We start from the raw sequence: 24007 nt of genomic DNA, 5'->3' as shown, positions 1-24007 counted from the left end.
GCGTGCTGATGACAGCCCGGACGCGTTCGGTCTCCTGCACCCGCCAGCATGGCATGGCGGTGATCGTCGCCCTGCTGGTGGTGGCGTTGGTGGCTGTGATTGCCACCGCGCTGCTGACCCGGCAGTCGGCGCAGCTGCGTGCGCTGCGCGGCGACCAGTTGCGCGCGCAGGTGCGCATGGCGGTGGACGCCACGCTGGAGCGTGCGGCGCAGCAGCTGCGTGAGGATGTAAAGGAACAGCTGACCACGGTGCGCGGCGGGCGCTGGGCGCGCCCGTTGGAACTGCAGGCGCCGTTGCCGGTGCAGCTGCAACTGGTCGATGCGCAGTCGATGTTCAACCTGCGCAACCTGCTGGCACATGGCAGGGCGGACCCCGAGGCGCGGCGCGCGTTCATCGCGTTGTGTGCTGCACAGGGGCTTGGCCAGGGTGCCTGCGCATCCGCGGCGGACCACATCCAGGCGCGCCTGCGCGACGGTGACATCCAGGCGCAGGCCCCACTGCCGCGCGAATCACTGATCGCGCAGGCACTGGCCGGTGCCGATCCGGTGGCACTGCAGGCGCTGGCGCGACGCACCGTGGTGCTGCCGGCGCAGACCCTGGTCAACGCCAATACCAGCGACCTGAGCGTTCTGCAGGCGGTGACGCCTGCGGTCGAGCCCGCACGGCTGCAGGCGCTGCTCGGTGAGCGCGACGGCGGCCATTGGCTGCTCAACCGCGGTGACATCGCCAATCGACTTCAACTGAGCAACGAACAGATGGCCGTGCTTCCCTTGGGCATCCATAGCGAGTGGTTCCTGGCCGTCGGCCAGGTGCAGGCCGATGGCAGTGCGGTCGAGTTCCGTGCGTTGCTCTGGCGCGAGTACCGCGACGATGGGGCGCGCGTGCAACGCGTGTGGACGAGGATCGGCGCATGAACGTGCAGCTTCGGGTGTGCCTACCGGCGCTGGAGCACCTGCGCGCCGACAGCGCGGTGGACTGGGCGCAGCTGCACAAGGGCGAGGTAGTGGCACACGGCCGCGACACGCTGGCGACACTGGGCCTGCGGCATCCGCGGGCTGCGGTGCATGCCTGCCTCGATCCGAACGACCTGATCCTGCTGGAACTGCAGCTGCCGCCGTTGTCCGGGCGCCGCCTGCAGTCGGCGCTGCAGGGTGAGGTGGAGGCGATGCTGCTGGACGACCTGCAGGAGGTGGCGCTGGCCCACGGTGCGCAGGCGGCAGACGGCACGGTTCCGGTGGCTTGGCTCGGCCAGCAGGCCATCGCGCAGGCGCAGCAGCTGCTGGCCTCGTGTGCGCTGCAGCTGCAGGCGCTGTATCCGACGCCACTGCTGCTGCCTTGGCAGGACGGCCAGGCCACGCTGCAGGTCAGCGGCGAGCATCTGCTGGTGCGCAGCGGGCGCGATCGGGGATTTGTCCAATGGCATGGCGGACGTGATGCGTGTGCGGTGATGCAGGCGCTGGCCGTGCGCCTGCAACAGGCCGGCGTGCAGGCCGTGCAGTGGATCGGCAGCGTGCCGCCGACGTGGCCGGACAGCCTGCCGGCTACCGCCGTCACCCATGAACGGCAGGCCTGTGGCCCCCTGCCGGGTTGGTCATTGCCGCTGCCCGGCGCAGGCCGGCCAGCACCGAGACTGGCGATCGGCCTGGCACTGGCGGCAGTGCTGCTGGCTGCACTCGGCCTGCAGCTGCAGGTCTCGCGTTGGCGGATCGAGGGTGAAGCGCTGCAGCAGGACATGGCACGCCAGTTCAGCGCACGCTTCCCGGAAGTCACCGATGTGGTGGACCCGGTGTTGCAGGCGAGGCGAGCACTTGCGGTGCCACCGTCGGCGCCGCCATTGCCGCCGCTGCAGCGCCAGGTTGCCAGCACGCTGCAGGCGGTCCCGGAGCTGGCGGGGCAGGTGCGCAGCCTGCATTACCAACCGGGCCAGCTGGACATGGAGCTGGATGCCGATGCCCAGGCATTGGCCGATGATCCACAGCGGCTTGAGCGCTGGCAGCAGGCAGTGCAGGCGCAGGGCCTGCAGCTGGCGCGCGAAGCCGGTGGACGCCTGCGGGTGAACGGGGCTGGACAGTGATCCCCCGAACCTTGCGACTGGGCGAGGGACTGGCAGGCCTGCAGCAACGCTGGCAACGCCTGCCACCGCGCGACCGGCTGATGCTGTGGGTGATGGTGGTGGCGCTGCTGGTGGCGGGTCTGTGGTCGTTGTGGCTGGAGCCCCTGCTGAAGCAACACACGCACTGGCAGGCCGAGCTACCGCGGCTGCAGGCGCAGTCCCGCGCACTGGCACCGCTGCTGCGCGCCCGCGAGCAGCAGCAGGCGCAGGGCCAGCACCCGACACTGGCCGGGCTGCGCAATGGAATCAAGGCCGCCGGCCTTGCCGACGGCCTGCATATCGAAGCACGCGACGGACGCTGGCACCTGCAGGTGCAGGCAGTGCCCGCCGACGCACTTTGGAACTGGCTGCTGCCGCTGCTGGCCGACCCGGCCATCGAGCTGCAGCAACTGCAATTGACACGCACAGGGGATGCGAACATGCCGGCGGCACGGATTTCCGGAAACATCGTGATGGTGGACGCTGCGGGTGCCCATCCATGAGGGCGATGCGCAGCCTTGCCTGCAGTACCGTATTGGCGCTGATCGTGTGCATGGCCCACGCACCTGCGCCCGTACTGGCGCAGGACGCCCGCGATGAGCCGGTGCAATTGAACCTGGTCGACACCGATATCGGTGGTGTGCTGCGCATGGCCGCGCGCTTCACCGGCCGCCAGTTCCTGGTCGACCCACGGGTGACCGGCAAGATGACAGTGGTTTCCGATGGCCCGGTCAGCCGTACGCAGGCCTACCAGTTGCTGCTGGGTGCACTGCGCATGCGTGGCTTCGCCGTGGTCGAGAACGGCGGCGTCAGCCGGGTGGTGCCGCAGGCAGACGCCAAGCTGTTGGGAGGACGCGTCGGCACTGGTGGTGCCGGCGGTGAGGTGACCACCCGCACCTTCGCGCTGCGCTACGAGAACGCAGCCGCGCTGGTGGCGGTGCTGCGGCCGATGATCAGTCCGGACAATCCGATCACCGCCAATCCGGGCAACAACACCCTGGTGATCACTGACTACGCCGACAACCTGGAGCGCATCGCACGGGTGATCGCCAGCGTCGATACACCGGCCGGCATGGACACCGATGTGGTGAAGCTGCAGCAGGGTATTGCCGTTGACGTCGCGGCGATGGTCGCGCCGCTGCTGGATGCGCAGGGCGCCGAACCCACCCAGAAGGTGGTGGTGATGGCTGACCCGCGCAGCAACAGCGTGCTGCTGCGTTCCAGCAGCCCCGGGCGCACCCGCCTGGCGCGGCAGCTGGTGGAGAAGCTGGACCGTGCCCAGGATGAATCCGGCAACCTGCATGTGGTCTACCTGCGCAATGCCCAGGCCAACCAGCTGGCCGGTGTGCTGCGCGGTGTGGTGGCCGGCCAGAGCGATGCAGCGGCGATGGGCAGCAATGAAGGCATCACACCACTGCCGGGTAACGCCAACCGTTCCGCGCCCGCGCAGCCGTCGCAGCCGCAGCAGGCCAAGACCGGAGGCAATGCGCTGGAATCGCAGCGGCTGGACCCGAGCCGGCGTGACCCGATCGACGCAGGAAGCACCGGCTTCAGCCAGAACGGCATTTCGGTGCAGGCGGACGTGGCCACCAACACCCTGCTGATCTCGGCACCGGAGCCGGTGTACCGCAACCTGCGGCGTGTGATCGACCAGCTCGACCAGCGCCGTGCGCAGGTGCTGGTGGAAAGCCTGATCGTGGAGGTCAACCAGACCGATGCGGCAGAGCTGGGGGTGCAATGGATGCTGGGCAATGGCCGTACCTTTGGCGGCACCCACTTCGGTGGCGCCACCGGCGGCAGTGGGCTGAGCACCACCGCGCGCACCACGCTGGACGTGCTGCCCAAGGATGGCCTGAAGATCGGTGTGATCGACGGCACCATCAACCTGCCCGGTGTCGGCCAGATCCTCAACATGAAAGCGCTGGCCACTGCGCTGCAGAGCAAGGGCGGTGCCAACATCCTGTCCACGCCGAACCTGATGACGCTGGACAACGAGGCGGCCAGCATCATGGTCGGTCAGACCGTGCCGTTCGTCAGCGGCCGCTACGTCACCGACGGCGGTGGCGGCAGCAACAACCCGTTCCAGACCATCGTGCGCGAGGACGTGGGCCTGAAGCTGCGCGTACGCCCGCAGATTTCCGAGGGCGGCACGGTGAAGCTGGACATCTACCAGGAAGTCAGCAGCATCGATGCGCAGAGTGCCAACAGTGCCGCCGGCATCATCACCAACAAGCGTGCGCTGGATACCAGTGTGCTGCTGGATGATGGCCAGATCATGGTGCTCGGTGGCCTGCTGGAGGACAACGTCAGCCATGGCCGTGATGCGGTGCCGGGCCTGGGCAGGATCCCGGTGCTGGGGGCGCTGTTCCGCAGTGATACGCGCAAGCGCTCCAAGACCAACCTGATGGTGTTCCTGCGCCCGCACGTGGTGCGCGACCCCGCCGCCGGCCAGCGTTTGACCCGCGACCGCTACGACTACATGCGCAATGCGCAGGCCGGTGCGCAACCCGTGCAGAGCTGGGCGTTGCCGGCGCTGTCGGCACCGCAGCTGCCGCCGCAGGACCTGTCTGTGCTCGGTCAGGGCAATGCGCGCGATGGCCAGGGCCAGCCGTTGCAGAACACCAGCCTGGCAGCGCTGTATCCGGCCGGTGAGGGTGATGCCCAGCTGGTGCAGTTCGCACAAGGACTGGACCCGGCGCGTGCCAGCCAAGGCGTGGCGCAGGTGCGGGCACTGGGCCTGCAGGCCTATGCCGAAGCGACGCCGGGCGAGAGCGGGCAACGCCTGCGCGTGCGATTGCCGCGCGATCCGGCGACGCTGGACCCGGCACTGCAGCAGCTGCGCGGGCTGGGCTACACGCCGGAACTGGTGATCGGGCCGTGAGCGCCGCCGCGCCGCTGCCGTACGCCTGGGTGCGCAGCCATGGCGTGATGCTGTCCGAGGCCGGCGGCGAACCGGTGCTGCTTGGCACCGCCGACACCGCGGCGTGGGCCGTGGCCGAGCTGCGCCGCCGGCATGGACCGCTGCCGTTCCAGGCACTGGATGCCGCGACCTGGCAGCAGCGGTTGGGCGAGCAGTACCGTGACGGCGGTGATGCCGCTGCCGTGGTCGGTGCCGCCGAAAGCGAAGTCGATCTGGACCGGCTGATGCAGGACATGCCGGAGGTCACCGATCTGCTGGATGCGCAGGACGATGCACCGGTGATCCGCATGATCAACGCGCTGCTGGCACAGGCTGCGCGTGATGGGGCCAGCGACCTGCACATCGAACCATTCGAGACCCACTCGGTGGTGCGTTACCGGGTGGACGGCACGCTGCGCGACATGGTGCAGCCGCGGCGCGCACTGCATGCGGCGCTGGTATCACGCATCAAGATCATGGCCCACCTGGACATTGCCGAGAAGCGCCTGCCACAGGACGGGCGCATCGCGATCCGCGTGGGTGGGCGTCCGTTGGACATCCGTGTCTCCACGGTGCCGACCGGGCATGGCGAGCGCGCCGTGCTGCGACTGCTGGAGAAGGATGCCGGCCGTCTGCAGCTGCAGCGCCTGGGCATGGCTGATGACACCCTGGCCACGTTCACCGGATTGATCCGGCAGCCGCATGGCATCGTGCTGGTGACCGGGCCGACCGGCAGCGGCAAGACCACCTCGCTGTACGCCGCGTTGGGCCAGCTCGACAGCAGCACCAGCAACATCCTCACCGTGGAAGATCCGGTGGAGTACGACTTCGCCGGCATCGGCCAGATCCAGGTCAACGCGCGTATCGGCATGAGCTTCGGCACCGCGCTGCGCGCGATCCTGCGCCAGGACCCGGACACCATCATGATCGGCGAGATCCGCGACCTGGAAACCGCGCAGATTGCCGTGCAGTCGTCGCTGACCGGCCACGGCGTGCTCGCCTCGCTGCATACCAACGATGCGATCTCGGCGGTGACCCGCCTGGCCGACATGGGCGTGGAGCCGTTCCTGCTGGCCTCGTCGTTGCGCGGCGTACTGGCGCAGCGGCTGGTGCGCCGGCTGTGCACGCAGTGCCGGCGTGCCGAGGTGGATGGCGAAGGCCGAACCATGTGGCGCGCGGTGGGCTGTGCGGCCTGCGCCAACAGCGGCTATCGGGGTCGTACCGGCATCCACGAACTGTTCGTGGTCGATGACCGCGTGCGCGCATTGATCCATGAAGGGCAGGGCGAGCCCGCGCTGCGCGAGGCCGCGCGGCGCGCCGGCATGCGCACGTTGCGGCAGGACGGCCAGCGCTGGGTCGACAGCGGGGTGACCACGCTGGAAGAAATCCTGCGCGTCACCGGCGACGACTGAGACGACGATGGCACTGTTCGATTATCAGGCCGCCAACGCGCAGGGCCGCATCGAGAAAGGCCAGCTGGACGCCGACAGCCCGCGCGGTGCGCGTCAGCTGCTGCGCGGGCGTGGGCTGACGCCTGTGCAGGTCAGTGCGGCGCGCAGTGCCGGCAGTGGCTGGGGTGCTCGCCGGTTGTCAGCCAGTGAGCTGGCCTGGGCCACGCGCCAGCTGGCCAGCCTGCTGGCCGCCAGCCTGCCGTTGGAAGGTGCCTTGAGTGCGGTGATCGAGCAGGCCGAGCGCCCGCACGTGGCGCAGGCGCTTACTGCCGTGCGTGCGGATGTACGTGCCGGCCAGCGCCTGACCGTGGCACTCGCCGCGCGGCCTCGCGATTTCCCGCCGATCTATCGGGCACTGGTGGGGGCGGGTGAAGACTCCGGCGACCTGGCGCGAGTGATGGAGCGCCTGGCCGACTACATCGAAGAACGCAATGCGCTGCAGGCCAAGGTGCTGACTGCCTTCATCTATCCGGCGGCGATCAGCCTGGTGTCGGTGGCGATCGTGATCTTCCTGCTCAGCTACGTGGTGCCGCAGGTGGTGACCGCGTTCGTGCAGGCGCGGCAGACGCTGCCGATGCTGACCCAGGTGATGCTGGCGGCCAGTGCTTTCGTGCGCAGTTGGGGCGTGTGGGTGGGGCTGGGCATTACTGCGCTGGTGGTGGCCTGGCGACTGGCGCTGCGCCGGCCCGAGCTGCGCCTGCGCTGGGACGCGATGCTGCTGCGGCTGCCGATGATCGGGCGCTTCGTGCTGGGCGTGAACAGCGCGCGTTTCGCCTCGACGCTGGCAATCCTGCTCGATGCCGGCGTGCCGCTGCTGCGTGCACTGGAGGCGGCGCAGCAGACCCTGGGCAACGCGTTGCTGGCGCGCTGTGCCGATGATGTGTCCGCGCGCGTACGCGAAGGCGCTGCGTTGGGTTCTGCATTGAAAGTACAGAAAGTGTATCCGCCGATCCTGGTGCATCTCGTGGCCAGCGGCGAGAAGACCGGCTCGCTGGCGCCGCTGCTGGATCGCGCCGCGCAGACGATCTCGCGCGAGATAGAGCGTCGTGCGATGGCGCTGACCGCGCTGCTGGAACCGACCATGATCCTGGTGATGGGCGGCGTGGTGCTGACGATCGTGCTGGCGGTACTGATGCCGATCATGGAAATGAACCAGTTGGTGCAGTGATGCGCAACGCGCATCACGGGTAGAGTCGACTGTCAGTCGACTAGCGCGCAGCGCGCGTGCTTCGTACTGCTGCTGCGTGTGAAGAGCAGTCGACTAACAGTCGACTCTACCCAGTCGATTCGATCCAGCCGATCCCATCAAATCGATTCGATCCAGCCGATCCCATCAAATCGATTCGATCCAGCCGATCCCATCAAATCGATTCGATCCAGCCGATCCCATCAAATCGATTCGATCCAGCCGATCCCATCAAATCGATTCGATCCAGTCGATTCCATCAAATCGATCGCATCCAGTCGATCGAACGGCGTCGCTGGAAGGTGGAATGGGCCGATTCTCCACACAATCCTCCACACCTTTTTTCGATCTTCCACAGGTTTCTTAAGCGGCCTGTCATCGGCGCGGACCAGCATGGACACGTCGCCGCAGAGTGGGCTGGGAGGCCCTCGGCGGCAGCAGGCGTGTAGTGACCGTTCCTCCCTTGGTGTTTCCCTTCGCAGTAAACCCTTCAGGAGAAGATCATGAACAAGTACAAGACCCTGGCCGCGCTGGTTGCTACCGCGCTGCTCGCCACTGCCGGTGCCGCTTCGGCGCAGCAGGCCCTCGTCAACGGTGGTGGCGCCTCGCTGCCGGCTGATCTGTACAAGGGCCAGGCCGACAGCATCCTGCCGTCGAACTTCAGCTACGCCGTGACCGGTTCGGGCAAGGGCAAGCAGGCGTTCCTGGAGAACAAGATCGCGCTGTTCATCCCGAACGGTACCGGCAACGTCCATTTCGCCGGCAGCGACTCGGTGCTGAGCCAGACCGAAATCGACACGTACAACGCCGCCTACAACACCCCGACCTCGACCACCAAGTTCGGCCCCCTGCTGCAGCTGCCGTCGGTCGCCACCTCGGTCACCATCCCGTTCAACAAGGCCGGTTCGGCTGTTGACCTGACCGTGGCGCAGGCCTGCGGCATCTTCTCGGGCAAGATCACCGACTGGTCGAGCATTGACGCCAGCCGCAGCGGCGCGATCCAGGTTGTCTACCGTGGCGAGAGCAGCGGCACCAGCGAACTGCTGACCCGCTTCCTGGCCAGCGCCTGTCAGGCGGCTGACGTTTCGGGCACCAGCCTGAAGCTGACCAACGGCGTGCCGGCGTTCTCGGTGCAGTCGACCTTCGCCAACCTGTTCACCACCGTGCCGGCGAACTTCGTTGCCGCGCCGGCCACCGGTGGCACCGCGCTGTTCAATGCCGTGTATGCCGCTGACGGCCGCATCGGCTATGTCGGCCCGGACGTGATCCCGAATCTGAAGGACGCGACCAAGGTTGCCAAGCTGAAGGGCTACTCGCCGGATGAAGTGAGCGTTGCTGCCACCCTCAACACCATCGCTCCGCCGTCCACCGCTGCCGACATCGCCAACCCGGCCAAGTGGGTCCCGGTGTTCACCAACCCGTCGGCCGGCTACCCGATCGCCGGCTACACCAACCTGGTGTTCGGCCAGTGCTACCGCACCGCCCTGCCGCGTACCGCCGTGCGCAACTTCCTTGAAGCGCATTACAACCTCGGCGCCACCGGCACCAACGATGCCGCCGTGCGCGCGCATGGCTTCATCCCGCTGACCCAGGTCTGGCGTGAAGCGATCGCCAGCAACCTCGTGGCCGCCTCGGCCCCGAACGGCCTGAGCAACGCCAACACCTGCACCACCGGCGTCGGTCGCTGATCCAGCGGTTGTACTGAAATGGGCGCCGGCCGCGAGGCCGGCGCCTTCTTGCGTGCCAGTCCTGACGCCAGGAGCAACGATGCGGCAGTCAGTGCGCATCGGTTCGCTCCACTGGCCTCCATCTGGGCCGAAGCCATCCGTCGCCGGTTCGCCGTGGCGGGCGTGCCGACGGGCTTGAACAACCCCAGCACCTGCGCCGGCATCGGTCGACCGTGATGTGGCGATGTTGGCGAAACGCGTTGAACAGGCGCCGGCGCCATTGTCGGCGCCTTTTTCATTGTGGCGAACGCCTTCTTGATGTCGGCTTCACGCCTTCAGCCTCGTCTAACAGGGGCAGGGCACCGATCGCCCCATCCATCAGACAGTGATGCGGCTGCGGCCGCCCAATCAGGTTGACGAGGTCCAGATGTCGCATCCGCTCACGACCGTTTCCCGCCCGTCCATGTTGCGCCGCAGTCACCCGATGGCGTGGGCCGTCGCGGTCGCGCTGGGTACGGTGGTCGCCCCCGCCAGCCAGGCCCAGCAGGCGTTCAGCCCGGGCTGGTTCGCGGACCGCGGCGCGGCCCAGGGTGCTGCGGCGCAGAGTGGCCGCATGCCCAACGGCGCGCCGATCCAGTTCCAGTTGCCTGCCCAGCAGCAGGACGCCGCGCGCCAGAAGCTGCAGCAGTCCATCGACAACCTCGGTACGGCGGCGCAGGCCATCGCATTGCAGCAACGGTTGCAGGAACAGGCCCGGCTGGCGCGACGCGATGCGGGCTTCGTGGTCGCCGATGGCCTGGGCAAGGACGGCCTGAACGTCGATGAGAACCCGCTGACCCGCGGCTGGTTGAATGCACGCGATGCGATCCAGTCCCAGGGCGGCGATGGGCGGATCCAGGTCAGCATCGAGCAAACTGCCGACAAGGCGATCCTGAACTGGGAGACCTTCAACATCGGTGGCAACACCACACTGAGCTTCCAACAGAACCCGGATTGGGCGGTGCTCAACCGGGTCAACGATCCCAACGCCCGGCCCAGCCAGATCCTTGGCCAGCTGAAGGCCAATGGCACGGTGTTCGTGGCCAACCGCAACGGCGTGGTGTTCGGCAACAACAGCCAGGTCAACGTCCGTAACCTTGTCGCCGCGGCGGCACGGATCAGTGATGGGCAGTTCCGCGACAACGGCCTGTTCAGTGCCGACAGCAATACCGCCGCGCTCAGCGAGGCCTTTGGCAAGGTGATGGTCGAGCAGGGGGCGCGTATCGCCACCCACGAACCTTCAAGCGCTACCCGCGGCGGCGGCTACGTGCTGCTGGCCGGCAGCAGCGTGGAGAATGCGGGGCAGATCGAGACGCGCAAGGGCCAGACGCAGCTGGCGGCGGGCGATAGTTTCGTGATCCGCCGCGGCGTCGGCACCGCGCAGAACACTGCCTCGACCACGGCCGGTAACGAGATCGCGCCGCGCTTCGTGCAGGGAAGCAGCGCTGGCGATGTGCGCAACAGCGGCCTGATCCAGGCGCGCGAGGGCGACATCACCCTGGCCGGCCGCAGGGTCGAGCAGGCCGGCGTTGCTGTCGCCACGACCACGCTGGCCCAGCGCGGCACCATCCATCTGCTGAACGCGATCAGCGACCGTCAGGGACAGGTGACCCTGGACTCGGGTGCGACCACGGCGGTGCTGATCGAGGACGATGGCAAGAGCACCGTGCTGGACACCCAGCGCGATGCGTTGATCAAGGCGTCGGCGGAGCAGGATGCCCTGCGCGCCGCGAGCAACACAGGTTCGTTCGACAACCTGTCGCGGCTGCAGGACCGCCGTGACCAGTCGCGCGTGGAGATCGTCTCCGGTGGTGACATCAACTTCAAGGATGGCTCGTTGACCCTCGCCACCGGTGGCCAGGTGGTTGGTGATTCGGCGCGCCGCAGCTACGTGGGCAACGCCGCGCAGGTCGATGTCTCCGGCGCAGTCGGTGTGCGCGTGGCGATGGAAAGCAACAACGTGCAGGTGAAGGTACAGGGCAACGAACTGCGCGATTCGCCCGACAACCGCGACAGTGGAACGCTGATCAGCAGCGAGGTCTGGATCGATCGTCGCGAACTGCAGCGTGTGGCCGCAGGTACCGGTGGCCACGCCGCCGAGCGCTGGTATGCCGGTGGTGGCTTGCTGGAGGTGGGCGGCTATCTGGACAACCAGCGACACTCGATCGGTGAGTGGGCGGCCCAGGGCGGCACCGTGCAGCTGTCCGGCAGCGAGGTGGTGACCCACGGCGGGTCGAAGATCAATCTGGCCGGTGGCAGCCTGGATGTGCAGACCGGTGTGATCAAGCAGAGCTGGCTGCGCGGCACCGATGGGCAGTTGTACCGCATGGATGATGCGCCGGCGGAGATGCAGTACGTCGGCCTGTACAAGGGATTCGAGGTCGATCACCAGCGCTGGGGCGTCAGCGAGGCGTTCCGCAATCCGTTGGTGGCGCCCGGCGAACGGGTCGACAATGGCTATACCGTTGGGCGTGATGCCGGCCGCCTGATGATCTCCGCACCGACTGCGGTGCTTCAGGGTGACATCAACACCCGGGTGTTCCAGGGCGCACAGCAGGCCAAGGCACCAGATCAGGGCAAGGACGGCTACGCGCAGGCACAGACAGCGGTGGCACGCAATGCCCAGCTGTGGCTCGGGCGCTACGACAGCGCAGGACGCAATGCGGTCTTCGATACCCAGGTGCGGATCGGGGAGGGCGCGTTGCCCGTGGCGGAGTGGTCGCTGCAGGCGCCCATATCGGCGCAGCAGCGCAACACCCTGTGGCTGGATGCGGGCCGGCTGAGTGAACAGCAGTGGGGGCGCCTGGACCTGGCCACCGCCGGCAGCATCGCCATCGATGGGAAACTGCGCCTTCAGGATGGCGGGCAGCTGGTGCTGACCGCCAGTGACATCCGGCTTGGTGGTGATATCGGCATTGCGGGTGGTCAGCTGCAGGCCGGCAATCTGCTGGCCGTGGCGGGTAGCCCGGCGGTTCCGTTGCTGCAGGCCGGGCGTGGACGGGTGGAGATTGCCGGTGGCGCGCGCATCGACCTTGCCGGCCGCTGGAGCAATCTGCTGCTGGACCCCAATGCGCCGCAGGGCCAGGCATGGAGCGACGGCGGTCGCCTGCAGCTGGAGAACAGCCATGATGTGGTGGTCGGGCGTGGCAGCGAACTGAACGTTGACGCCGGCGGTCGCGTGGACAGCGCGGGCAAGGCGCGTATCGGCAAGGGCGGCAGCGTCAGCCTGCAGGCCAACAATCTGGACACAGGCAGGGGCGATACTGGCCGGCTTTCGTTGGCCGAGGAGGTGCGCATCAGCGCGCTCGGCCAGGGCAGCGGCAGCCTGTCGTTGACGGATGGCGGGCATATCCGCATCGGTGGCGACGGTCAGGCTGCCGACGTGCTGACCTTGCGCAGCGCGCTGTTCGGCAGTGGCTTCAGCCAGTACGATATCAATGCGCACCAGGGGCTGGAAGTTGCCGATGATGCACAGGTCGAGGTGGTCATGCCGGGCCTGCGCCTGGCCAGCGACGCGCTGAAGGCAGTCACCCGCGAGGATGCCATGCAGGCGTGGCTGGCGCCGCTTTACAGCGCCGATCCAGTGAGTGGCCGTGTCAGCCAACGGGCCGGTGCAGGCCTGCTGCTGCGTTCGCAATTCGGCAACCGCGGCGGTGATCTACGCATCGGTGCGGGCGCCAGCGTGCAGGTTGATCCGGCACAGTCCATTGAACTGCGGGGCGCGGGCAACATCGATGTGGAAGGGCGCCTGCACGCAGCCGGCGGACGGATCCGGCTGGATGACGTGCGCATGGCGGCTGATCTGTTTGACGGGCAGCCCAACAACCGCACCTACCGCATCGCGAAGGGGGCGGAACTGGATGTCAGTGGCGATGCCTTCAGCGTGAAGGATTCAACCCAGCGGTTGCGCGGTCTGGTGCACAAGGGCGGCAGCATCGAGATTGGCGGCGCCCTGGACTGGGAAGGCGCCGGCGACGTCAGCGATCGCCCGGTGGACGCCTTCATCGTGGTCGAGCGGGGCGCGCAGCTGAAGGCCGACGGCAGTACGGCGGCATTGCATATTGATGGCCAGGGTACGCGGCAGGTAGACAGCGATGGTGGGCAGATCGTATTGCGCTCGGCCAATGCACTCTACCTGCAGGGCGATCTGCAGGCTGCGGCCGGAGGTGCAGGTGCGCAAGGCGGTACCCTGGGTATCGCCTTCACCGGCGGCGTCTATGCAAAGGGATCCAGTGGTGACGTCCAGGTGCCCCGATTCCTCAACCTCAGCCCGAAGCGCGATGTGGCACCCGGGCCGATCACACTGAAGTATGGCGAGGCACGGTTGTCGGTGGAGCAGATCCGCGACGGCGGGTTCGGCAATCTGTCACTGTTGGCTGCGGTTCGCAGCGAGGAATCCATCGATCTGCGGATGGGGCAGAGCCTGCGTCTGTCTGGCTCGATCGGTCTGCTGCCGGACGCGGCAGCGGGCAGCACCATCGGATTGAACGCGCCGTATCTGAAGCTGGCCAACCCACCTTTGGCGGCCATCAGCGGCAACGAACTCGAGTTCAGCGCTGAAGCGCCGCTGGCGACCGGGCGGCAACATCGGCTGCAGGCAGGCGCGAAACTGATCGATATCCGCGATCATGTGGCGTTGGACGGATTTGACGACGTCTCCCTGCATAGCAGCGGCGATGTACGCTTCCTGAAAGGGGCAACCAGCACCGGTGCGCTGGATGCCGATCTGCTGGCCGCGCAACGATTGGAAATTACTGCCGCGCAGCTTTATCCCGTCGCCGGCGCGTCTGCCCGGATAGGCGCTGGTTTCGCAGCCGGCACGCTTTCCAGAGACATGATCTGGAACGATCCGACCGGTGTTCTGCGCATCAATGGCCTTGGAGATGCATCGCCTGCAGCTCCGCTCTCGGCGATGGGCAGCCTGATGCTGGCAGCTGCGACCGTCGAGCAGGGCGGCGTGGTCCGCGCGCCGATGGGCAGCATTACCCTGGGTGGCACCGACAGGAGCAACACGATTGCTTCCAGGGTCTCGTTCCTGCCAGGCAGCCTGACCTCGACCAGCGGAGCGGGTCTGAGCCTGCCCTACGGCGGCACGGTGGATGGCATCCAGTGGCGGCTTGACGGTTCAATCGTTGCCCCACGCAATGTGGGCGGCGGCGCGTTGCCGGTCGGCATCGGTGTGGTCAGCAGCCAGACCGACGTGGCGCGCGGAGCGGTGCTGGACATGAACGGTGGCGGCGAGCTGACCGGCGCCGCGTTCGTCAGTGGCCGTGGTGGTTCGGTGGACATCCTGCGCCACACCCTTGCCGAAGCCAATCCGCGCTATGGCTTCAGCCAGGCCGGCAGTGAGGTCTATGCGATCCTGCCGGGCTACACCGGCAACGCTGCGCCGCAGGGCCTGTCCGACGGCACCGCCGATCCACGTGTGGGCCAGCAGATTGTCGTGCCCGCCGGCGTGCCGGGCCTGGCCGCTGGCACCTACACACTCTTGCCGGCCAGTTTCGCACTGCAACCCGGCGCGTTCCGGGTCGAGGTGGGGGCGAGCTCTACGACCGGTTCCGCTACGGCACTGCCGACCGGGACGGGTTCCTGGCGCGTGGCGGGTCACCGCAGCGACAGTCTGGCGGGAACGGTCTCGCCCTTGCTGACCGACCTGCTGCTGACCCCGGCTGCAACCGTGCGGCGCCATTCCGGATACAACGAAAACAGCTACAACGCGTTCACCGCCGCCAGCGCGCAGCGCCTTGGCCTGCCGCGCGGCTGGCAGACGGTCGACGCAGGCATGCTTCGCTTTGAGCTGGGCAACGGGGCCGGACGCCAGGGCACGTCCGCGCTGCGTGTCGAAGGCGAGGCCCGCTTCCAGGCGGCCACCGGCAGCACAGGCACTGGTGGCAGCGTGGAGGTCACGCGCGTCAACCAGTTGGGCTCGCTCGAGATCATCGCTGCAGGTGGCAAGGCCGATACCGATCCTGTTGGATCGACGATCGAAGCAGATGCGCTCAACGCTCTGCGGCCCTCACGGCTGGCTCTCAACACGCGGGTGCGCTCGACGGCTCAATCGATCGTCGACGTCATGGGCGTTGGCCAGGATGTGGTGGTGCGCAGCGGGGCCGTCCTGCGCGCGCCGGAAGTCCTGATCGGCGCGGTGGGCGGCGGCAGCGGCATCGTGGTTGAGGCGGGGGCGTCCATCGATACGCTCGGACTGGGTACCGCCGGACTGCCCTCCAGCCTCGGCTACGTGTACCAGGTGGGTGGAGCGCTGCTGGCGGTGTCCAATGATCGCCCCGAGCTGTTGGGGCTCGCGGTCGGAACCGGCGGCACGAACGTGAACATCGACATTGGCGGATGCGGTCCGGGTGCGAGCTGTGCCGGTCAGGCCCGCCTGGTGTCCGAGGGCAGTATCAATGTGACCACCAATGGCCAGCTGCAGCTGCGTGAGGGAGCTACCTATGGCACGCGCGAGTTGGCGCTGGGGGTGGGCAATATCAACCTGGGGTCTGCCGAAGCGATTGCGCGGGCCGCGGCCAGCGCCGCACTGCCGCCGGGCATGACCTTGAACCAGCAGGTACTGGCCAACCTGCTGCGCGGCAACACCGCCACGGGTGCGCCGGCGCTGGATACGCTGCGCCTGAATGCCAGCGAGGCGATCAATGTGTTCGGCAGTGTGGACCTGGATACCCGCGATGCGGCGACCGGCAGGCCCACCCTGCGCAACCTGGTGCTCGGTACGCCCGCGATCCATGGCTATGGTGACAGCAATGACCGGGCGCGCATCTTTGCCGCGGACCTGACCTGGGCAGGGCAGCTGGGTAGTTCTTCTGCACTCGGCAGTACGCAGACGCCAGCGGCGGCGCCGGCCATCGCCGGCCGGTTGGGCAGTGGGAAGCTGGACATCATCACCGACACACTGCGCCTCGCACCTTCGACGCGCTCGCAGCCGCTGCCTGAGGTGGTGGCCGGGCGCCAGGTGCTGGGCTTCGCCGGCGTCAACCTGCAGGCGGCGCGTGAGCTGGTGTTTGCCGGCAATGGTGCGCTGAACGTCCACCAGCGACAGGGGGACTATGTCGCCGGCAAGGGCTGGACGTTCAGTGGTGGCAATCTCGACATCCAGGCTCCGTTGATCACTGCTGAAGCCGGCGCGAAGCTGTCGGTGAAGGCCGGAGGTACGCTCACTGCGCACGGTGCGGGGGCGGGCAGGGCGGCCGACGCGCTGGGTGCCGAACTGGACCTGCGTGCCAGTGACATCGTGCTCGATACGCGTTTCGCTCTGGCTTCCGGCAGGTTGACCGCCAACGCAGAGCATTCCGTACGTCTGGGAAGCAAGGCCGAGCTGGATCTGTCCGGGCGCAAGGTCAGCCTGTTCGACGTCGACAACTACAGTTGGGGTGGCGATGTCGAGCTGACGGCTGCCGATGGCAGCGTGCTGGCCGATGCCGCGTCGCGGATCGATGTTTCGGCGCGCAACAACCGGGCTGGGCGTCTGACGGTCACCGCGCTTGGGGCTGGCGACGGCCGTGTCGATCTGGCCGGGCAGATCCTCGGGCAGGCGAGCGGGCGCCATGACGTCGGCGGCAGCGTGGTCCCGTATGACAGCGGCGAGCTTGTGGTACGCGCACAGCAGTTGCAGGATTTCAGTGGCCTGAACCAGCGCCTGACACGTGATGGCGTGACCGGTGCGCGTAGCTTCCAGATCAAGCAGGGCGACCTGGTGATCGGTGATGAAGTGAAGGCTCGCAAGGTCGACATCAGCGTTGATGGCGGAGCGCTGCGGGTAAACGGTCGCATTGACGCCAGCGGTGAGCAGGTGGGCAGCATCCGCCTTGCGGCGCGGGACGGCCTGCAGGTGGATGGCACCCTGGACGCGCACGGCACGGCGCTGCGCGTGGACAGCTACGGCAGCATCATCGACAGTCCGAACCGCGCCATCGTCGAACTGGAGAGTCGCAGCGGAACGCTTGCATTGGGGCGTACAGCCAGGGTCGATCTGCGCAGCGGTACCGATGTGGCGGCTGGAAACGGTGCCGGCCAGAACGATGGACGCGCGCGCGGCACGCTGGTGCTGAACATGCCGCGAATCGGCGCCGCCGATGCGTCCATCCGCAGCGAGGCCGGCCTGCAGGTGCTGGGTGCTCGCGACATCTTTGCGACCGGCGTACGCCGCTATGAAGGCGCGCCGCTGGCGACGACCCCGGATGTGAACGGCCATCGTTCGCAGATGGTGACGCAGGCCTGGCTGGACAGCGTCGTCGACCCGGACAGCGCGGCCTGGATGAATGCCGCACTTGGTAACGGCGACCTGTCCGCACGCCTTGCGGCCTTGGGCAGCGTGCGCCTGCGACCGGGCGTGGAAATCGTTGGCGTGCCCTCGGCGGCCAACCCCGACGGCGACCTGACCGTCAGTGGCGATCTGGACCTGTCCGGCTATCGCTATGGCCCGCAGGCCAATCGCGCCGATCCGGCACGTCGTGGCTTCGGCGAGGCCGGAGCGCTGCGCCTGCGTGCTGCGGGTGACCTGCATGTCTATGGCAGCATCAACGATGGCTTCGCACCGCCGCCTTTGAGCCCGGACGATGCAGGATGGCAGCTGTTCGAGGGCAATGATCCCACCATGGGCGTCACGCCGTTCGGTGGTGACATCGTGGTACCGGGGGATGGCGTGGTGCTGGATATCGGCTCACGCTTCCCGGCCGCATCGGTGCTGAACTACGCCATCCAGGTGCAGGGCACCCGGCTCCCGGCGGGTACCACGCTGCCGGTCGAGATGACCCTGACCCAAGCCCTGCAGCTGCCCGCAGGCACTGTGCTGCCAGCGACGGTGACGCTGGCCAATGGCCAGGTGCATGTGGCCGGAACCGTGCTTGCGCAGGCGCTGTCGGTTCCGGCCGGCTCGCGTTTGGCCGCAGGCTTCCAGCTACGCAGTGCAGCCGACGTCGCAGCGCATACCTGGCCGGCTGGAGTGCCGTTGCCGTCGGAACTGCGGCTGGCGGCGAGTACGCCGTTGCCGCGCGGCGCACTCATTCCGTCGATGGCCCTGGTCAAGCTTCCGGGTGGCACGCCGGTGAAGCTGCGCCCCTCGGACAGCGACGGGCGGCAGGGGCGCAACTGGGCGTTGGCACAGATGCTGCCTGAGGGCACCACGTCATGGGATCTCTCCCTGGTCGCAGGTGCAGACACCGAGTCCGCCGATCCGCGCGCACGACGATTTGGTGCCAATGGCGACCTGACGTTGTCCGACACACACTACGGCGTGATTCGTGATGCGCTGAAGCAGAACAAGTTCGTACGGGAACGGCTGGTGACCGCTGCGGGCGCGCTGCGCGAGAACGTGGACAGCAGCTGGATCGGCAAGACCGCCAAGGCGCTGGCAGAGCATCTGGGCAAGAGCGAGGATGTACTCTGTGCAGCTGGCGGAAGCTGCGTGAACGCGCCCTATCTGTTTACCAGGCTGGGCGCCGAGGAGCTGGCCGGCGATCCTGACCTGGAAGGCACCTCGGTCAAGGACTTCGGTGACCTGCCCTGGGTGGGGATGAGCGAGGAGGCGATCTGCAATCCACCCGAGGCTGGCTATTGTGTGATGCCGGGCGAGATGCGCGAGGTCACCACGATGGGGCCGCCGCAGCATGGAACAGCAATGTGGAGCGTGCTGCGCACGGGCACGGGTGACCTGCAGCTGTCGGCTGCCAGGGACATGCAGATGCGTTCGGTATTCGGCGTGTACACGGCGGGTACACCCACCTCCCTTGGCAATGGTCACGATGCCCGTTTCCAGTCGGTGCGCAGCCCGCTGGGCGCAAGTGACATGCTGCTGGGCCTGCAGCAGTCGACCGGCGACTATGATGCCGCGCTGGCGGCCTACCAGGCGTGGTATCCGGACCATGGTGGAAACCTGAGCGTGATTGCGGGCCGTGATGTCACCGGAGCAACATGGGGTAGTCGTTCTGCCACTGGCGGTTCCGACAATGGCGTCGCTGGAACCTTCAGCAGCGCGACCGGGGGCTGGCTGTGGCGGCAGGGCACTGGAACGACCACGGGTGTCGAGCCGGTAGCCACCAGTTGGTGGATCAACTTCGGTACATACGCCGCGTTCAATTCCACTGCGGTCCGGGACAATCCAAAGATGGTCGGATTCACCGGCCTCGGCACGCTGGGCGGCGGCAATCTGGAGGTCGAGGCGGGCCGCCACGGTGGCGTGACGGCTGCCAAGGGCGAGGCGCTCGGCGTCCTCGGTGGTACCCGCTACTCGACCGCGATCAACGCGGCAGTCGGGGCCACCGGCCGCGTTGATGATGGTCGCCTCGTGCAGACCGGTGGCGGCGATCTGCGCCTGCGGTTCGCTGGCGCGCTGAATCCGCTGCTGGCTGCAACGTCGATGAGCCAGACCGGCAACAGCCAGGCCCCGCAGCTCAACGGCACGCTGGTCAATCTGCGAGGCCATCTCGGCATTGACGCCGCGCGGATTGGTGGCAGTGTCGTGCAGGCCAATGACTACCGGACCATCAGCGCTGATCTGCGCGCGGGCGATCCGTTCCGCGCCAGTACCAGCGCTGCGATGGGTGGCCCGCTGCTGGTGCTGGGCGATGCGGTCGCGGACCTGCGGGCGCGTGGGGATGTCGTCCTTTCCAGTGTCGCGGATGGCGGCCGGATCCAGCAATACAATGCGTTCGAGGCGAGGGCGGACGACGGAGCGCGGTTGCTGGGCGCTACCGGATTCTCGCTGTGGACCCCCTCCACCACCGTCAGTCTGTTCTCCGCCGGCGGCGACATCGTGCCTGCCGGGCAGGCAACAACGGAGGAAGAGGCAGATGGTGGAGTGGAAAGCATCGTGGGTGGCGCCGTCTACCGGATCTATCCCTCGCGCCTGACGGCCATCGCTGCCAGCGGTGATATCAAGCTTTCGCGTTCCGTTTCGAGAGAGGTGCTGCTGACGGCCCCAGGGGCCAACAGCACGCTGCAGCTGCTGGCAGGCAATTCCATCCTGGCTGCAGCCGATGCACCGATGATCAGCAGCTCGGGCGCGGATGCCCGCTTGCCGTCGCCCTTCGACCCCGCGTTCAACGGTTTCGGTGGCAGTAGCCGAAATCAACTGCTGCGCAGCAATCTGTCGCAGGACGGCGCGATTGCACCACTCAATGTCAGGGTCAACAGCGTTTCACCGCTGTTCGGGTTCGGGCCGAACCGGCCGATGCTGGGTACGCCGCGTGTCGGCGGCGGGCAGCCGAACCGCTTCTACGCCGGCAGTGGCGACATCATCGGCTTGCGTACTGGCGGCGAATGGACGTTGGGTGCCAGCCCGGGCATGATCCGAACGGTCGGCACCTGGTACGACGTGTCGGCGCCGGTTCAGCTGCGCGCGGGCACGGACATTCTCGGCAGCTCGGTCATGGCGATGAACAATGGCAGTACGGACATGACCGTGGTCCAGGCTGGCCGTGACATCGTGCACACCAGCCTGACCGTGTTCGGGCCAGGGGATGTCGACGTCAGTGCAGGGCGTCAGCTCCGCCAGGAGGACGGAGGAAGTATCGTGTCCCGCGGTGGCATGATCCAGGGCGATACCCGACCGGGTGCAAGCATCGCGGTGACCGCCGGCAACCAGCACATCGCGTTCGACGCCGTGCGTGCGCGTTACCTCGCTCCCTCCAGCCTGGCCGATCCTTCGCAGTCGCTGGCGTCGCAGCCCGGCAAGGCGGCGAAGATCTATGACAAGGAACTGAAGCAGTGGCTGCAGCAGCGCTTCGGCCTGGCCGTGGACGGTGCCGAGGCACTGGCCGCGTTCGACCGGTTGCCGACCGAACAGCAGCACATCTTCCTGCGCCAGGTCTACTACGCCGAACTGCGCGAAGGTGGCCGCGAGTACAACGATCGGAACGGGCCGCGATTTGGCTCTTACCTGCGCGGTCGAGAGGCCATCGCCACCTTGCTGCCGGACAAGGACGCACAGGGTGCGAGCATCGATCGCACCGGCGACATCGTGATGTATGGCGGCTCCGGCGTACGCACCGAGGCCGGTGGCAACATCGAGCTGATGGCGCCCGGTGGGCAGATCGTGGTGGGCGTGGTTGGCGAGGCGCCTCCGGCAAGCGCCGGCCTGGTGACCCAGGGCCAGGGTGATATCCGTCTGTTCAGCCAGGACAGCGTGCTGCTCGGCCTGTCGCGCGTCATGACCGCGTTCGGCGGTGACATCCTGGCCTGGACCGAGCAGGGTGACATCAATGCCGGCCGCGGGTCACGCACCACGCTGCTGTACACGCCACCGCGCAGGCTCTATGACAACTGGGGCAACGTGCTGCTGTCGCCGCAGGCACCGGCCAGTGGTGCCGGCTTCGCCACGTTGGCCCCGATTCCCGAAGTCCCGCCGGGCGACGTCGACCTGATCGCACCGCTGGGCACCATCGATGCGGGCGAGGCCGGCATCCGTGTCTCGGGCAACATCAATCTGGCCGCACTACAGGTGCTCAACGCTGCCAACATCCAGGTGCAGGGCGAAAGCAAGGGCCTGCCGGTGCTGGCCACGGTCAACGTCAATGCGCTGGCATCGGCCAGTGCGGCAGCGAACAGTGCCAGCCAGGCCGCACAGGACGTGATGCGCAAGAGCCAGGACGACGCACGGCGCAACCAGCCGTCAGTGATCAGCGTGCAGATCCTCGGCTTCGGCAGCGGCACCAGCAGCATCAACCCGCCGGCGCGTGGCAACACGGCCAACAGCGGCTATGACGCCAACAGCGCCTTCCAGTTCCCGCAGGCCAGCCGCGACGAGGGCACGCAGCGCAGGTAGGTGCCGACCCTGGTCGGCACGATCGCGGCCGGCGGTAGATCCACGCCATGCGTGGATGGGACTGACCAGGAAGAACGGATAGCATCGGGCCAGCTGCCAGGGAATGGTGGCGGCCCCAGCCAGGACGGCACGGAGGGCAGGGAGCGGCCATCAGCGGTGAGGACCACCGACACGGCGCCGCCGGGTGCAGGAGAGCACCCGGCGGCAGGAGCGACGCGCGAATGTGTCACGGTAGATGCCGACCTTGGTCGGTAGATCCACGGCATGCATCGATGGCTTGGCCAGCTTCAGTGCCGACCAAGGTCGGCACCCACCAGGGCAGGCTCAACGCGAATGTGTCCCGGTAGATGCCGACCTTGGTCGGCAGTAGATCCACGCCATGCGTGGATGCTTCGCTTGGGAAGAATCCTAAAGCTCCAGCACCCGCCGGTACCTCAACGGCCCACGCCCATCGCGCAGGCCCAACCGCAGTTCCAGCCCGGTGGCCGGCAGCACCTCGCCTTCGCTGGGCAACGTCGCCCAACCCGCGCCCGGCTGCCACGCCCACACCTCGAACCGCTGCACCTCACGTGCCACAGCAATGCCCTTCGACAGATCCGGCGCGGGCAGTGGATACCGGTCCGTGGCCGCACCACTGGCCCGCCACAGCGTGCTTCCCTGTTGCCACCAGCGCACCCGCTGCCAGTGCAGCCCATCACTGCCGACACTGCGGGTGATCTCCAGCGCGAAGCTGCCATCCGGGTGCCGCTCGCTTAACAGCGACGGAGGCAGCAATCGCTGCGGACGGTCCGCCGGACGCACCGCGCCATTCATCAGCGCGTCGTCTGCACGCATTTCGATATCACGCTGGAACTGCTGCAGCACGCGCAGCGCCGTCGTGGTCTCGGCATCGGCCCGGCGCAGGCGCTGGTCGCTGCTGGCCACGCTGTCGAGCGCCCGCCAGCAGATCAGTGCCAGTACGCCCATGATGGTGATCGCGATCATCACCTCGATCAGGGTGAAACCTGCGGCGGCACGCTTCATTGCGCCGCCGTCCACGGCAGCTGCATCCGTGCCAGCGACTGCCGTGGTGCCTCTTCGGCCACCACGGTCAGTTCCACTTGCGGCTGTCCGTCGCTGCCGGTGCCCAGATGCTGCAGTACCAGGAAGCTGCTGCGTCCCTGCTCGCAGCGCTGCCGCGCATCCTGCGGCGGTTGCCCGGCCAGGCGCAGCTCCTGCCAACGGTTCTGCGCACACATCAGTGCCAGCCGACGGTCGCGCAGGCGCGACTGGTCATCGGTCGCCACCGCCACTGAACGCATCACCGCCGCCAGTGCAATCGATACGATCGCCAGCGCGATCAGCACTTCGATCAGGGTGAACCCGCGCCTGTTCCACTTCACTGCACGACCTGCAACTGTCCGCTGCCATCATCACGAAGACGCAGTTTGCGGCCATCCAACGACAATCCCAGTTCCCAGGCGATACCGATCCACTCCGGGCTCAGCTCGATGGGGTTGGCGGGCTGCACCGCGATACCCGTTGCCTGCCACTTCTGCGGACGTAGCAGATCATCGCGTTCAACAGTCACCCAGCGGCTGCCTTCGCGGCGGCTGAAGCGGTAGCCGTTGGCATCAGCCTGCCAGCGCAGAGGGCGGCCATTGATGCGAGCCTCGTCGCGCGCCACCTGCAGGCGCTGCGCCAGCCGTTCAGCTTCCTGCCGCAGCTGGCGCGCGGGGTCGAGCAGGCTGCCCAGGCCCAGGCCGATGCCCGCTGTGCAGATGCCGATGATCACCAGCACCACCATCAGTTCCAGCAGGGAGAAACCACGTGGCACGTGCTGCATCGACGTTGCCTCCTGTCCGGGTCGATGCCTGCCAGCGTAGGCCGGCATGATGAAACAAAAGCGTCAGCGGCAG

At 67.5% G+C, this 24007-nt stretch carries 11 protein-coding genes; 8 read left to right on the top strand and 3 right to left on the bottom strand.

Annotation, left to right across the window (positions count from 1 at the left end; translation table 11 throughout):
* Positions 1-8 precede the first annotated feature (8 nt).
* The 8 genes from gspK to ACZK29_RS12005 all read left to right on the top strand — a co-directional run bounded on the left by gspK (position 9) and on the right by ACZK29_RS12005 (position 22109).
* Positions 9-914 carry a type II secretion system minor pseudopilin GspK gene (gspK, locus tag ACZK29_RS12040; RefSeq protein WP_478446059.1) on the top strand — a complete coding sequence of 302 codons (906 nt, stop codon included), beginning with the start codon at positions 9-11 and terminating at the stop codon, positions 912-914.
* Positions 911-2074, top strand: a complete 1164-nt coding sequence (gene gspL, locus ACZK29_RS12035; RefSeq protein WP_164146780.1) for a type II secretion system protein GspL — start codon at positions 911-913, stop codon at positions 2072-2074. The genes gspK and gspL overlap by 4 nt, the downstream gene beginning before the upstream one ends.
* Entirely contained in the window at positions 2071-2595 is a 525-nt protein-coding gene (gene gspM / locus ACZK29_RS12030) for a type II secretion system protein GspM (protein ID WP_164146781.1), read from the top strand. Before gspL ends, gspM begins: the two co-directional genes overlap by 4 nt.
* On the top strand, positions 2592-4973 hold the full coding sequence (gene gspD / locus ACZK29_RS12025; RefSeq protein ID WP_478446058.1) for a type II secretion system secretin GspD: 2382 nt from the start codon (positions 2592-2594) through the stop codon (positions 4971-4973). Before gspM ends, gspD begins: the two co-directional genes overlap by 4 nt.
* A complete protein-coding gene (gspE, locus tag ACZK29_RS12020; RefSeq protein ID WP_111203784.1) occupies positions 4970-6403 on the top strand; it encodes a type II secretion system ATPase GspE in 1434 nt (477 codons plus the stop codon). The genes gspD and gspE overlap by 4 nt, the downstream gene beginning before the upstream one ends.
* 7 nt (positions 6404-6410) lie before the next feature.
* Positions 6411-7610, top strand: coding sequence for a type II secretion system inner membrane protein GspF (gspF, locus tag ACZK29_RS12015; protein WP_478446057.1), 1200 nt, complete (start codon positions 6411-6413; stop codon positions 7608-7610).
* Positions 7611-8131: 521 nt separating this feature from the next.
* Positions 8132-9316 carry a substrate-binding domain-containing protein gene (locus ACZK29_RS12010; protein ID WP_111203581.1) on the top strand — a complete coding sequence of 395 codons (1185 nt, stop codon included), beginning with the start codon at positions 8132-8134 and terminating at the stop codon, positions 9314-9316.
* Positions 9317-9722: 406 nt separating this feature from the next.
* Positions 9723-22109, top strand: coding sequence for a filamentous haemagglutinin family protein (locus ACZK29_RS12005; protein ID WP_478446056.1), 12387 nt, complete (start codon positions 9723-9725; stop codon positions 22107-22109).
* Between the two features lie 408 nt (positions 22110-22517).
* On the opposite strand, the gene ACZK29_RS12000 is transcribed toward ACZK29_RS12005, so the two are convergent.
* From ACZK29_RS12000 to gspH, 3 genes are read right to left on the bottom strand one after another with little or no spacing between them, the layout of a single operon-like run.
* A complete protein-coding gene (locus ACZK29_RS12000) occupies positions 22518-23132 on the bottom strand; it encodes a prepilin-type N-terminal cleavage/methylation domain-containing protein (RefSeq protein ID WP_111203583.1) in 615 nt (204 codons plus the stop codon).
* Positions 23129-23491 carry a type II secretion system minor pseudopilin GspI gene (gene gspI / locus ACZK29_RS11995; protein WP_111203584.1) on the bottom strand — a complete coding sequence of 121 codons (363 nt, stop codon included), beginning with the start codon at positions 23489-23491 and terminating at the stop codon, positions 23129-23131. The genes ACZK29_RS12000 and gspI overlap by 4 nt, the downstream gene beginning before the upstream one ends.
* Positions 23488-23934, bottom strand: coding sequence for a type II secretion system minor pseudopilin GspH (gene gspH / locus ACZK29_RS11990; protein WP_478446055.1), 447 nt, complete (start codon positions 23932-23934; stop codon positions 23488-23490). Before gspH ends, gspI begins: the two co-directional genes overlap by 4 nt.
* Positions 23935-24007 lie beyond the last annotated feature (73 nt).

Source organism: Stenotrophomonas sp. 89682_Sma, from assembly GCF_056481405.1.
Note: the sequence above shows the minus strand (reverse complement) of the source record. Positions and strands in the feature narration are given on the sequence as shown.

Excerpts from the sequence above, each read along its gene's own strand:
- ACZK29_RS12000 (WP_111203583.1), bottom strand. The coding sequence starts at position 23,132 with ATGAAGCGTGCCGCCGCAGGTTTCACCCTGATCGAGGTGATGATCGCG.
- ACZK29_RS12005 (WP_478446056.1), top strand. The coding sequence starts at position 9,723 with ATGTCGCATCCGCTCACGACCGTTTCCCGCCCGTCCATGTTGCGCCGC.
- gspK (WP_478446059.1), top strand. The coding sequence starts at position 9 with ATGACAGCCCGGACGCGTTCGGTCTCCTGCACCCGCCAGCATGGCATG.
- gspD (WP_478446058.1), top strand. The coding sequence starts at position 2,592 with ATGAGGGCGATGCGCAGCCTTGCCTGCAGTACCGTATTGGCGCTGATC.
- ACZK29_RS12010 (WP_111203581.1), top strand. The coding sequence starts at position 8,132 with ATGAACAAGTACAAGACCCTGGCCGCGCTGGTTGCTACCGCGCTGCTC.
- gspH (WP_478446055.1), bottom strand. The coding sequence starts at position 23,934 with ATGCAGCACGTGCCACGTGGTTTCTCCCTGCTGGAACTGATGGTGGTG.
- gspL (WP_164146780.1), top strand. The coding sequence starts at position 911 with ATGAACGTGCAGCTTCGGGTGTGCCTACCGGCGCTGGAGCACCTGCGC.
- gspF (WP_478446057.1), top strand. The coding sequence starts at position 6,411 with ATGGCACTGTTCGATTATCAGGCCGCCAACGCGCAGGGCCGCATCGAG.